This is a genomic window from Nocardia farcinica (assembly GCF_029867845.1).
In the GTDB taxonomy this organism is placed as follows: Bacteria; Actinomycetota; Actinomycetes; order Mycobacteriales; family Mycobacteriaceae; genus Nocardia; species Nocardia farcinica_A.
Map to the genome: position 1 here is coordinate 1 of NZ_JARWRU010001086.1, position 13,048 is coordinate 13,048.

Here is a 13,048-nt window from a genome sequence, read left to right on the forward strand (position 1 = left end):
ACACCACCCTCCCCCCCCCTCCCTTATTTTTTTTAAAAACCCCCCCCCCATCTCCCCCCCCCCCCCCCCCCCCCCCCCCCCCCCCCCCCCGGGGGGGGGCCCCCCCCCCCCCCCCCCCCCCCCCCCCCCCCCCCGCCCTGCGGCGCCGGCGCCCGCCCCCACGACGAGCGACACCTCGGCGGCGGTAACCGCGCCGGGTGAATCCGGCGCGCGGGACACCACAGCGCCCGCGGCGCACGACACCACAGCGCCCGCGGCGCACGACGGAACAGCGCCCCCGGCGCGGGATTCAGCGCCTGCTGGCCCTGCGGTAGCCGATGGCGGCGGGAACGGCGCAGAGCAGGACGGCGCCGAGGGACCAGGCCAGGATGAGGGTGAGAGGACGGGCAAGCGGCCCGCCGAGGGCTAGCGCCTTCATCGTGTCGACCGCGGCCGACATGGGCTGATTGCGCACGATCGGCTGGATCCATTCCGGGAAGGCGATCAGCGGCACGAATCCGGTGCTGAAGAACATCAACAGGGTGCTGAGGATCGTGATGCCCTCGACCAGCACGGTTCTGGCGGTGAACACCGCGACGGCGGTCACGAGGGTCGCGAAGGCAAGACCGAAGAGCACCGGCACGCCGACGAACGCCAGCGCGGGCAGCAGTCCCTGCCGGAAGCGGAAGCCGAGCAGGTAGCCGACCAGCACCACCACCAGCGTGCCTGCGAGGATGCGGCAGCCCTCGGCGAGCACGCGCGCGATCAGCCCGGACGCCCGGTGCACCGGCAGCACCCAGAAGCGGGCCAGCAGCCCGGCCTCGCGTTCACGGCCGAGCATGACCCCGGCGGTGACCGCGCCGGACAGCGCTCCCACCGAGGCCACCATGGGCACCGACCCGAACAGCGCGTCCTCGCCGGTGAACCGCTCGATCTGCCCGCCGACCACGATGTCGAGCATCAGCAGCAGCAGGCACGGGATGACGAGGGTCTCCAGCAGCGCCACCGGGTTGCGCAGCCAGCGCAGCAGCAGCCGCTGGGTCTGCACCGAGACGTTGGAGACCAGCGTGGCCGCCGAGTTCTCCGCGCGCGGAGCGCCTTCGGCCGCTGTGGTCAGTGCGGTCACCATCTAGGACCTCCGAATCGCGAAGCGGACGGCGAACGGCAGGGCCAGCACCACGATGGCCCCGATCCACAGCAGGGCGGGCGTCATGGTGGCCCAGTCGGCCACCCCGGCATTGCCCTGGTTGTCCCCGGCCAGCGCCCGCAGCGCGGTGGCGAACTGCGAGACCGGCTGGTTGCGCACGAACGGCTGCACCCAGTCCGGGAACTGAGCGGCGGGCGCGATGCCGGTGGAGAGCATGCCGAGGATCAACGGCGGCAGCAGCAGCGCCTGGGTGGTGGTCTCCGGGCTCTTGGAGGCGGTGCCGATGACGTCGGCGCCGAGGGTGAAGGCCACTCCGATGAGCAGGCCGAGCCCGACGAAGCCCATGGTGTGCGCCCAGTCCTGCGCGAACCGGAAACCGATGACGTGCCCGCAGGTCAGGGCGGCGGCCTGGGCGATGAGCAGCCGGACCACATTGCCCGCCATCCGCGCCGAGAACGGCACCAGCCGCCCCACCGGCATGGCGGCGAAGCGGCGGTCGAGCCCGGACACCGCGTCGGTGGCCGAGCGCAGGGCCGCGCCGATGGCGGTGAAGGCCGCCGCCTGCAACACCACCAGCGGCATCATGAACTGGGCGTAGCTGCTGAATCCCAGCCCGGAGAAACTCATCACGGTCTTCAGCGGGATGTAGAAACTCGCGGTGAAGGCGGCGGGCGCGAGCACCGAGGTCAGGATCTCGCCGGTCTTGATCGCGGGGACGAGCATGCGGATGGTCAGCACCCACCACTGCCACAACCGCACCGGCGCGGCGCGCAGATCGGTCAGCCACGCACCGCTGTGCGGGCCCGCGGCCACGAGGGCCGGGCGGGCGCTCACGCCGGGACCTCGCTGTCCACGAAAGCCTCGGCCGGGTGCCCGGTCAGGTGCAGGAACACCTCGTCGAGGGAGGGCCTGCGCAGGGCGATGTCGACCAGTTCGACGCCTGCGGCGTCGAGCCTGCGCAGCGCCTCGGCGAGGGTCTTCGCGCCGTCCGGGGCGGGGATGGCCAGCCGGTCGGCGTCGGGCGCGAGTGCGGCCGGGCTCTCCGGCGGCAGCAGCGGGCCGAGCGCGGTGACGATGGCGGGCAGGTCCTCGAGCCGCAGCGGCACCACCTCGCAGTAGCTGCCGCCGGTGCGTGCCTTGAGTTCGTCGGCGGTGCCCTCCGCGATGACCCGGCCGTGGTCGATGACGATGATCCGGTCGCACAGCGCGTCGGCCTCTTCCAGGTACTGCGTGGTGAGCAGGGTGGTGATGCCGTGCTCGCGGAAGCCGCCGACCAGATCCCACACGCCCTGGCGGCTGCGCGGGTCGAGGCCGGTGGTCGGCTCGTCGAGGAAGACCACCTCGGGGCGGACGACCAGGCCGCAGGCGATGTCGATGCGACGGCGCATACCGCCTGAGTAGGTGCCGACGCGACGATCGGCGGCGCCGGTGAGGTCGAATTCCACGAGCAGTTCCCGCGCCCTGGCCCGCGCGGTCCGCTTGCGCAGGCCGAGCAGCCTGCCGAACATGACCAGATTCTCGTAGCCGGTGAGCATGTCGTCGAGGGCGGCGAACTGGCCGGTGAGCATGATGCGGCGGCGCACCTCGGCGGGTTCGGCGACCACGTCGTATCCGGCCACGGCGGCGCGTCCCCGGTCCGGGGTGACCAGCGTGGACAGGATGTTGACCGTGGTGGTCTTGCCCGCGCCGTTGGGGCCGAGGATGCCGAGCACCTCCCCCTGGGCGGCGGCGAAGTCGACGCCGCGCAGGGCACGGACCTCGCCGAAGGACTTCTCGACGCCTTCGACCACAACCGCTGGTTCGTTCACTGGGTGCCTCCAAGGTGCCGGTCGAGCTGCCGGGCGATCTCCGGCAGGATGTGCGGGGCGGTCAGCTCGTCGTGGGTGGCCTCGATGTCGTGGGTGGTGATCGGGCCGGTGATGTAGGGCGCCCAGCCCTCGGGTCCGAACTCGCCCTCGATGTCCGGGGAGGGCACGGTGGCGCGGAAGTAGACGGCCGGGCCGTGGTAGACCGGGCGCCGGTAGCCGGTGCGGGTGCGGGCGGAGGCGTTGTAGGAGGCGGCCATCCTGGTGAGGGTGTCCGCGTCGAGCAACCGCGCCCCGCCCATGCGAGCGGCGATGTGGTCGGCGGCCTCCCGCGCGGTGGCGGTCTCGGGGATGTCGTCGATGCCGAAGACCGAGCCGAAGGTGTGCGCGAACTTCCCCGGGGTCAAAGGTTCGATGCTGTCGCCGTCGATGTCGCCGCTGTCGGCGTCGAGCAGGGCGAGCACACCGACCCGCTGCCCCTCGCGCTCGAGCCGCGCGGCCATGGCGTGGGCGATGAGCCCGCCGAAGGACCAGCCGAGCAGGTGGTACGGCCCCTGCGGCTGCACCGCCCTGATCTCGGCGACGTACCGGCGGGCGAACTCCTCGATGCTGGTCGCCGAGGGCTCCGTGCCGCTCAGGTCGGGCGCCTGGAGGCCGTGGATCGGGCGGCCGGGCGCCAGCGCCTCGGCCAGGCCGAGATAGGTCCAGGCCATGCCGGACGACGGGTGCACGCAGAACAGGGCGGGCTCGGCGCCCTCGGTGCGGATGGGCAGCAGCACGTCGAGGCCGAGTCCGGGCGGGGCGCTCGGCGGGGCGGCGGCCGCATCGGCGGCGGCGCGTTCGGCGGCGGCGCGGCGTTCCTCCTCCCCGGCCCGCCTGCCCTCCGGGGTGTGCGCGAATCGGGCCAGCTCGGTGAGGAATTCGACCCACAGCCCGGCCAGTTCGGCCACGTCGGCCCGGTCGAGCAGGGTGGCGGGGAAGCCGAAGCTCGCCCGCAGGCGGTCGCCGGTGACGACCGCGTTGACGTCGACCTCGACCTGGGCGGGCACGCTCGGGTGCTCGGCGGCGGGCAGATCGCCCAGGTCCTCGGCGGGCAGCCAGCCGAGACCTTCCAGTCCGGCGGGGATATCGCCGGTTGAGTAACGGCCGAGGTAGTTGAAGGCCACCCGGCCCGGCAGCGCGCGCGGAAGATTCCGCGCGGTCTCGGGATTCAGATGGCGCAGCAGGCCGAAGCCGATGCCCTTGTCCGGGACGGCGCGCAGCTGGTGCTTCACCGCGCGCACGGCCGCGCCGAGCCCGGCCGGGTCGCCGACGTCGCCGGGGCGCAGGCGCACCGGGTGGATGGTGGTGAACCAGCCGATGGTGCGCGACAGGTCGGCGCCGGGGATCACCTCCTCCTGGCGGCCGTGACCCTCCAGCCGGACCAGCACGTCAGCGGTGTCGGTGTCGCGGCGGGCCCGCCAGGTGCGCACCGCACAGGCCAGCGCGGTGAGCAGGCCGTCCTCGGCGCCGCCGTCGAACAGGGCGGGCAGGGTGGTGAGCAGATCGGCGGTGACCTGTTCGGGCAGCTCCACCTCGACCTGGTCGAGCGTGCCCGCGGTGTCGACGGCGGGGTCGAGTTCGCGCGCGCCGAAGCCGGGATCGGGGCCGTCGAGCACGGCGCGCCAGAAGTCGAGTTCGGCGGCGCGCCTCGGGCTGCGGGCGTGCTCGGCCAGCGCGTGCGCCCAGCGCCGCATCGAGGTGCCGGTGTCGGCGAGCACCGGGCGGTTGCCGGTGGAGACCTGCGCCCAGGCGGCCATCAGGTCGGGCACCAGGATGCGCCAGGACACACCGTCGATCACCAGGTGGTGGGCCACCACGATCAACCGGCCGGTGCGCGGGCGCGCCCCGGCGACGCCGACCGGATCGAGCCAGACGAAGCGCAGCACCGCGCCGTCGGCGGGGTCGAGGCTGTCGAGGGCGGCCTCGAGCTCGGTGACGGCGAATTCGCGCAGGTCCACCGGGTCGGCGGCGGCGGGAAACTCCACCCGGCGCACCAGCGCGCTCACGTCCACCTCGTCGGCGGGACGGGTCTCCAGCCGCCAGCGCGCGCCGTCGCGGAACAGCCTGGCGCGCAGCATGTCGTGGCGTTCCAGCACGGCGGCCAGAGTGGCGGTGAGCCCGTCGGCGTCGATGCCCGCCGGCAGTTCCAGCACCGCGGTCTGGGCGAAGCGGTCGAAGTCGCCGCCGCGCTCGATCAGGTAGCGCACGATCGGCGTCAGCGGCATCTCGCCGACGCCGCCACCCGGCAGTTCCGCCAGCGTGACCGCGACCCCGGCCCGGTCGGCGACCGCGGCCAGCGCGCCGACGGTGCGGTGCTCGAACACCTGCACCGGGGTGATGGTCAGGCCCGCCGCCTTGGCCCGCGAGACCAGCTGGATGGCCAGGATGCTGTCGCCGCCGAGGGCGAAGAAGGAGTCGGTGACGCCGACCCGGTCGCGGCCGAGCAGATCGGCCACGATGCCTGCCAGCGTCTGTTCGGTCGCCGTGACCGGGGCGATGTATTCGCCCTCCGCAGGGCCGAACACCGGGGCGGGCAGCGCCTTGCGGTCGAGCTTGCCGACCGCGTCGCGCGGGATGGCGTCGAGCACCACGAAGGCGGCGGGAACCATGTGCGCGGGCAGGCTCGCCGCGGCGTGCTCGCGGACGGCGGCCACATCGATCGCCGCGCCGGGCTCGGCCACCAGATAGGCGGCCAGCGCGGTGCCGCCGCCCGGTCCGGGAACGCCGAGGGTGAGGGCGAATTCGACGCCCGGCGCGGCGGTGAGGACGGTGTCGATCTCGCCGAGTTCCACGCGCTGGCCGCGCACCTTCACCTGGAAGTCGGTGCGGCCGAGGTATTCCAGCTCGCCGGTGCGGGTCCAGCGCACCAGGTCGCCGGTGCGGTACATGCGCTCGCCCGGCGCGCCGTAGGGGTCGGCGACGAAACGGGTGGCGTTCAGTTCCGGCCTGCCGTGGTAGCCGCGCGCCAGCGCCGGACCGGACAGGTACAGCTCGCCCGGCACGCCGGTGGGCACCGGCCGCAACCGCGCGTCCAGCACCAGCACGCCCGTTCCCCGGATCGGCCCGCCGATGGTCACGGGCGTGCCGGCGACCAGCGGCGCGGCGGTGGCCCAGATGGTGGATTCGGTGGGGCCGTAGAGGTTCAGCATGGTGCGCCCGCGCGCCCAGCGCCGCACCAGGTCCGCGCCGATCGCCTCGCCCGCCACCGCGAGCACCCGCACCGAGGGCACCGCTTCCGGGTCGAGGGTCGCCAGCGCCGAGGGGGTGATGACCATGTGCGTCACCCCCTGCTCGGCGATCAGCTCCGCCAGCGGCGCCCCGCCGTACACGTCCGGCGGTGCCACCACGCCTGCGCCGCCGGCTCCGAAGGCCATGAGCGCCTCGAACACCGAGGCGTCGAAGCTCGGCGAGGCCACTTGGAGGACGCGGGCGTGCTCGTCGAGCCGCAGGGTCTCCCGCTGCGCGGCGACCAGATCGGCGAGGCCACGGTGGGTGACGGTGACGCCCTTGGGGGTTCCGGTCGAGCCGGAGGTGTAGATCATCCACGCGGGCAGGTCGGGGCGCGGGGCGGTCCCGTCGGCCGGTCGGTCGCCGGGGGCCGCGGGGCCGTCGGCCGCACTGTCGCCGGTGGCTTCGTCGAGGACGATCCACCGGGCCGCGCCGGGGAGGGTCTCGGCGTGTGCGGCGAGGGTGAGGCCGAGGGTGGCGCCGGAATCGGTGAGCATGTGCTCGACGCGCTCCGCCGGGTACTTCGGGTCGACCGGGAGGAAGGCCGCGCCCGTACGGGCGACGGCCCACAGGGCGATGAGCAGGTCGGCGCCGCGGGCGAGCCCGAGGGCGACGACCGTTTCCCGGCCTGCGCCCGCACCGGCCAGCCGGGCCGCGAGCCGGGCCGCGCGGCGGTCCAGCTCGCGATAGGTGAGGGTGTGTCCGTCGGCGACCACGGCGGGGCGGTCGGGGTGCGCGGCGGCGGTCGTGGCGAGAAGCTCGGGCAGCGTGACGGTTTCGCGACTCCGCGGGCCGCGGGCCGGGACGAGGTGGCGTTCCTCGGGCAGGAGCAGGTCGAGATCGCCGACGCGGGCGGCCGGGTCGGCGAGTGCGGCGTCGAGCAGAGCCGTCCAGCGACGGGCCACGGCCTCGGCGGTGGCGGGGTCGAACAGGTCGGTGGCGTAGGTCAGCACCGCCTCCAGGCCTGCCGGTTCGCCGTTCTCGGATCGTTCCCGAAGGTCGAGGGCCAGGTCGAACTGGGTGGCGTCGCGATCGAGGTCTTCCACGGCGATGCGGAGGCCGGGCAGCTCCAGGACCGGGTCGACGAAGTTCTGCAAGGACAGGGTGGACTGGAAGATCGGGTGGTGGGCGGTGGAGCGCGGCGGGTCCAGGTGCTGGACCAGGCGCTCGAACGGGACGTCGGCGTTGGCGAAGGCGGCCAGGTCGCCCGCGCGGACGTCGGCGAGCAGCTCGCGGAAGCCGCGCTGCGGGTCGACGGCCGTGCGCAGGGCGAGGGTGTTGACGAACATGCCGACCATGCCGTCCAGCGCGGCCTCGCCGCGCCCGGCCACCGCGGTGCCGATCACCACATCGCTCGTGTTGCCGAGCCGCGACAGCAGCACCGCGAAGGCGGCGTGCGCGACCATGAACAGGCTCGCGCCGGACTCGGCGGCCAGCTGTGCCATCCGCCGGTGCAGCGCGGCCGGGACGGTGAACGACAGGTCGGCGCCGCGCAGGGACTGCACCGCGGGGCGGGGGCGGTCCGCGGCCGGTTCCAGCGATTCCGGTGCGCCTGCCAGGGTTTCGGTCCAGAAGGCGAGCTGCCGCGCGGCCGGCGAGTCCGGGTCGTCCTCCGCGCCGAGCAGCTCCCGATGCCACAGCGCGTAATCGGCGTAGTGGACGGGCAGCTCGGGCAGCTCGGCCGCCCGGCCCGCCGCCTCGGCGGCGTAGGCGGCGACCAGATCGGCCGCCAGCGGGGCCATCGAGGCGCCGTCGGCGCTGATGTGGTGCACCACCAGCACGATCACGTGCTCCGGCGCGGCGCCGTTGCCCGCCGTGGTGTCGAGGGGCGCTTCGGCACCCGCCGTCGCGGTGCCCTGGTTCAGTCGCAGCAACCGGGCGCGCAGCGGCGGGTCGGTGGTCAGGTCGAAACCGCGGCCCGCGATCTCGGCGACGGCGGCGCGCAGGGGCGCCCCGTCGGCGACTTCCTCCACCGGCAGGTCCGGCACGGCGTGTTCGGCGTCGATGACCACCTGGCGCGGTCCCTCGGCGTCGGCCGGATAGACGGTGCGCAGGCTCTCGTGCCTGCGGACAACGGCGACCAGGGCCCGGCGCATGGCGTCGGTGTCGAGAGCGCCGGTCAGGCGCAGGGCCACGGCGATGTTGTAGGCGGGCGAGCCAGGTTCGAGGCGGTTGAGCACCCACATGCGCTGCTGCGCCGGAGAGAGCGGCACCCGGTCGGGGCGGGGGCGGGGGCCGAGGGCGAAGCGGGCCCGCTCCCCCGGTGCGGCGGGCACCACCCGGCTGGCGAGCTGGGCCGGGGTCGGGGCGTCGAACAGGTCGCGCAGGGCGATCCTCGCGCCGAGGGCGGCATCGACGCGGGCCACCACCTTGGTGGCGCTGAGCGAATTGCCGCCCAGGTCGAAGAAGGAGTGGTCGATGCTGACCCGCTCCAGGCCGAGCACCTCGGCGAAGATCTCGGCCACCGCCCGCTCCACCGGGGTGCGCGGGGCGAGATAGGGGCGGGCGGACGGCGAGAAGTCCGGCTGCGGGAGGGCTTTGCGGTCCAGCTTGCCGACGGGGGTGAGCGGCAGGTCGTCGAGTTCGACGACGACGGCGGGCACCATGTAGCCGGGCAGGGCCGCGGCCACACGGGTGCGCAGCCGCTCGGTGTCCAGGCGCGGGCCGGTGTCCCCGGGCGAGCGGTCGGCGGCGAGGACGTAGGAGACGAGCACGGTCTCCCCGGACGGTCCCGGGCAGCCGAGGGTGGCGGCGTACTCGACCTCGTCGTCGGCGGTGAGCACGGCGTCGATCTCGCCGAGTTCGATGCGCAGGCCGCGGATCTTCACCTGGAAGTCGCTGCGCCCCAGGTATTCCAGCTCGAGACCACGCTCGCCGGACACCCAGCGCACCATGTCGCCGGTGCGGTACATGCGCTGCCCCGGCGCGCCCCACGGATCGGCCACGAAACGGGCGGCGGTGAGGGCGAACCGGTTGAAGTAGCCGCGCGCGATGGCCGGGCCCGCCAGGTACAGCCCGCCCTCCACGCCGACCGGGACGGGCCGCAGCCACTGGTCGAGCACCAGCGCCGCCGCGCCACGGATGGGGCCGCCGATGGTGACCCGCTCCCCCGCCCGCAGCTCGCCCGGCCCGGTCGCCCAGATGCTGAACTCGGTGGGGCCGTACAGGTTCAGCAACCGCCTGCCGGGCGACCACTGGACGGTCAGCTCCGGCCCGGACGCCTCGCCAGCGACGGCGAGCACCCGCAGGTCGGGCAGCCGGTCCGGGTTCATGGTGGCCAGCACCGACGGCGTGATGACGGCATGGCTGACCCGCTGCTCGCGCAGCAGCCGTTTCAGTTCCGCGCCGCCGTAGACCTCCGGCGGCGAGATCACCAGGGTGCCGCCCGCGGCGTGCGCGGACAGCATCTCGAACACCGAGGCGTCGAAGCTCGGCGAGGCGACCTGCAGGGCGCGGGCGGTGGCGTCCAGTTCCAGCGATTCGTGTTGCGCGGCCACCAGATCGGCGATGCCGCGATGGCCGAGCAACACCGCCTTCGGCTTGCCGGTGGAGCCGGAGGTGTAGATCAGGTAGGCAACCTGGTCGAGGCGGATGGCGCCGCCGCGCTCGTGGTCGGTGATCGGGTCGTCGGGCACGGTCATCACGCGCCGGATGGTGTTCAGGTCGTCCAGCAGCAGCCAGTCGATGGTGCCGGGCAGGGTCTCGCCGGTGGCGCGCACGGTGACGCCGATGGGCGCTTTCGAGTCGGTGAGGATGTGCTCGATGCGCTCGACCGGGTGGTTGGGGTCGAGCGGGGCGAAGGCGGCGCCGGTCTTGACCAGCGCCCACACCGCCACCACGGATTCCACCGAGCGGGTCAGCGCGAGCACGACGAAGACCTCGGCGCCGATGCCGCGGCGCAGCAGCACCCGGGCGAACCGGTTGGACCAGGCGTCGAGTTCGCGATAGGTCATGGTGTCCTCGCCGGCGCGCACCGCGACGGCGTCGGGGTCGAGCGCGGCCGCGGCGGTGAGGATCTCCGGCAGCGTGCGGGCGGGCACGGAGGCGGGTCCGCGCACCGGCAGCAGCGCGGCGCGCTCGCCCGGATCGCAGTGCTGCAGGGCGGCCACCCGGTGGCCGGGGTGCGCGGCGATCTGCTCGAGCAGGCCGACGAAGCGGTCGAGCAGCTGCCGGGCCCGCGCCTCGGGCAGATGGTCGGCCATGTACTTGATCGACAGCCGCAACCGGTCGCCCGGGTCCCCCGGCTCGCCGTGCAACGGGACGACCATGAGGTTCAGCGGGTACGGGGTGGCGTCGGTGCCAGAGACGTCGAGCACCCGCATGCCCGCGATGTCCAGGGACTGCGAGAGTGCCTCGCGGTCGATCGGGTAGGACTCGAAGACGGTGAGGGTGTCGAACAGTTCGGGCAGCCCGACCGCCTCGTGGATGGCGGCCAGCCCCACGTGCTGGTGGTCGAGCAGCGCGGCCTGTTCGGCCTGCACCCTGGCCAGCAGGTCCGACACCCGCTCGTGCGGGTCGAGCCGCACCCGCACCGGCAGGGTGTTGATGAACAGGCCGACCATCTCCTCCACCCCGGGCAGGTCCGGCGGACGGCCGGAGACGGTACCGCCGAACACCACATCGGTGCGGCCGGTCAGCATGGCCAGCAGCAGCGCCCAGGCCGACTGCACGGCCACGTTCACCGTGGCGCCCGCCGCGCGGGTGGTGGCCTCCAACCGGGCGACGGCGGTCGCGGGCAGATCCACCGAGACGGTGCCGGACTCGGTGGAGCGGATGCCCGCCAGCGTGGGCACCGCGCGGGTGGGGGCGTCGACGCCCGCCAGCGCCTGCCGCCAGGCCGCCACCGTGTCGGCGCCGTCGGCGCCCGCCCGCTGCCGTTCGGCGAGCCAGGCCAGGAAGCCGCGATAGGACGGGGCCGGGTCGAGCACCTCGGCGGGCCGCGCGCCCACGCCCGCGGCGATGTAGACGGTGAGCAGCTCGCGCACCAGCAGCGGGGTGGACCAGCCGTCGAGCACCAGGTGGTGATTGGTCATGAGCAGCGTGTACAGCTCGTCGGCCTCGCGGATGAGCTGGAAGCGCAGCAGCGGTGGGCGGGTCAGGTCGAAGCGGGTGTTGGCGTCGACGGCCAGCAGGCGGTCGCGTTCGCGGGCGGCGTCGGCGTGGGACAGGCCGGTGAGATCGGTGTCGCGCCAGTCCACCTCGGCGTCGGCGAGCACCAGCTGACGCGGGCCGTCCGGGGTCTCGACGAAGGCGACCCGCAGGTTCTCGTGCCGGTCGACCAGCACCTGCGCGGCCTGCCTGAGCCGCCGGGCGTCGACCCGGCCCGCCAGCGCCAGCCGGGTCTGCACGGTGTAACCGTCGGCGGTGTCGGTGTCGTAGCGCGCGTGGAACAGCAGGCCGTACTGGAGCGGAGACAGCGGCCACACCTGGTCCAGATCCGGGTATGCGCGCTCCCAGGCGTCGATCTCGGCCTGGGTGACGGTGGTGAGCGGGAAGTCCGAGGGGGTGTGCCCGCCCGCGCCCGGCAGGTTCGCGTGCCCGGCGAGCGCCGCCAGCGCCGCCGCCCAGTGTCCGGCCAGCTCGGCGAGATCGTCGGCGTCGAGGATCTCCCTGGCGTAGGTCCAGGTGACGTCGAGCCCGTCGCCGCCGAGGATGGCGTTGATGTCGACGACCGCGGGCAGCGGGGCGCTGTCGTCGGTGGTCGAGGCGAATCGCCTCGGCGTCCAGTGGTGCTCGCCCGCCTCGGCGGTGACGCGGCCGAGGTAGTTGAACGCGATCTGCGGTTGCCCGCCGGTGGCGAGCACCGGTGCGGTGTCGGGGTTCAGGTGGCGCAGCATGCCGTAGCCGATGCCCTTGTCCGGCACGGCGCGCACCTGTTCCTTGATCGCCCGCACCGCCGCACCGGCCGCCGGGCCGCCCGCGAACGCCTCGTCGAGGTCGATGCCGGTCAGGTCGAGGGCCAGCGGGTGCACGGTGGTGAACCAGCCGACCGTGCGCGCCAGATCCGCGCCGGGCAGCACCGATTCCTCGCGGCCGTGGCCCTCCAGGGTCACCACGACGCGGGTGCGGGCGCGCCAGCGGCCGACGGCCATGGCCAGCGCGGCCAGCAGGACGTCGTCGGCGCCGCAGTGGAACAGCGCGGGCAGGGCGTCGACCACCGTGCCGGCGACCTCGGCGGGCACCACGGTGCGCAGTTCCCCCGCGGTGGCCACCACGTCGCGGGCCGGGTCGGCGGCGCGACGGCCCAGCGGCGGGTCCTCGGTCGAGCAGATCCGCCGCCACAACGGCAGTTCCGCCGCGCGCTCGGCGGCCTGCTCGGTGAGCGCGCGCGCCCAGCGGCGGAAGGAGGTGCCGGTGGGCTCCGGTTCCCCGCCCGCCCATGCGGTGACCAGGTCGGGCAGCAGGATGCGCCAGGAGACGCCGTCGACCACCAGGTGGTGCAGCACCAGCCACAGCGGCACCGGCTCGGAGTCGTCGGCGGGCCGGACGAGCGCGAAGCGCGCCATGATCCCGGCCGCCGGATCGAGGCGGTCCGCCGCGTCCTGGAGGGCGGCCTCCAGGACAGTCGCTCGCGACGCCTCGGGGGAGCCGGCGTCGCCGTGCCCGGCGCCGTCGACCGGGGCCGGTGGCACGGTGACGACCTCGACCAGCTCCGCCGCGTCGACCGTCCCCGGCTCGGTGACGATCCACTCCCAGCCGTCGCCGGCGGGCCGCAGCCTGCTGCGCAGCATGTCGTGCCGGTCGAGCAGCGCCCGCACGGCCGCGATCCACAGCTCGGCGGTGCTGCCGGCCGGCAGGGGGATAAGGGCGGCCTGCCCGTAGCGGGCCCCGGTCGGGCCCGGGTCGC

General features: G+C 74.3%; 4 protein-coding genes. All 4 read right to left on the reverse strand.

All coding sequences use genetic code 11. From position 1 onward, the window contains the following. Nucleotides 1–289: 289 nt before the first annotated feature. The 4 genes from QH283_RS23975 to QH283_RS23990 are packed head-to-tail and all read right to left on the reverse strand — an operon-like array spanning nt 290 to nt 13,004. Entirely contained in the window at nt 290–1,108 is an 819-nt protein-coding gene (locus tag QH283_RS23975; RefSeq protein ID WP_280505198.1) for an ABC transporter permease, read from the reverse strand. Beyond that, nucleotides 1,109–1,960: an ABC transporter permease gene (locus QH283_RS23980; protein WP_280505199.1), complete on the reverse strand. Its 852-nt coding sequence runs from the start codon at nt 1,958–1,960 to the stop codon at nt 1,109–1,111. It lies immediately after the preceding gene. After that, entirely contained in the window at nt 1,957–2,934 is a 978-nt protein-coding gene (locus tag QH283_RS23985; RefSeq protein ID WP_280505200.1) for an ATP-binding cassette domain-containing protein, read from the reverse strand. The genes QH283_RS23980 and QH283_RS23985 overlap by 4 nt, the downstream gene beginning before the upstream one ends. After that, nucleotides 2,931–13,004 carry an amino acid adenylation domain-containing protein gene (locus tag QH283_RS23990; RefSeq protein WP_348538304.1) on the reverse strand — a complete coding sequence of 3,358 codons (10,074 nt, stop codon included), beginning with the start codon at nt 13,002–13,004 and terminating at the stop codon, nt 2,931–2,933. The genes QH283_RS23985 and QH283_RS23990 overlap by 4 nt, the downstream gene beginning before the upstream one ends. Nucleotides 13,005–13,048 lie beyond the last annotated feature (44 nt).

What these genes read in the sequence shown, in the direction of transcription:
- QH283_RS23975 (WP_280505198.1), bottom strand. Translation starts at nt 1,108, where the DNA reads ATGGTGACCGCACTGACCACAGCGGCCGAAGGCGCTCCGCGCGCGGAG.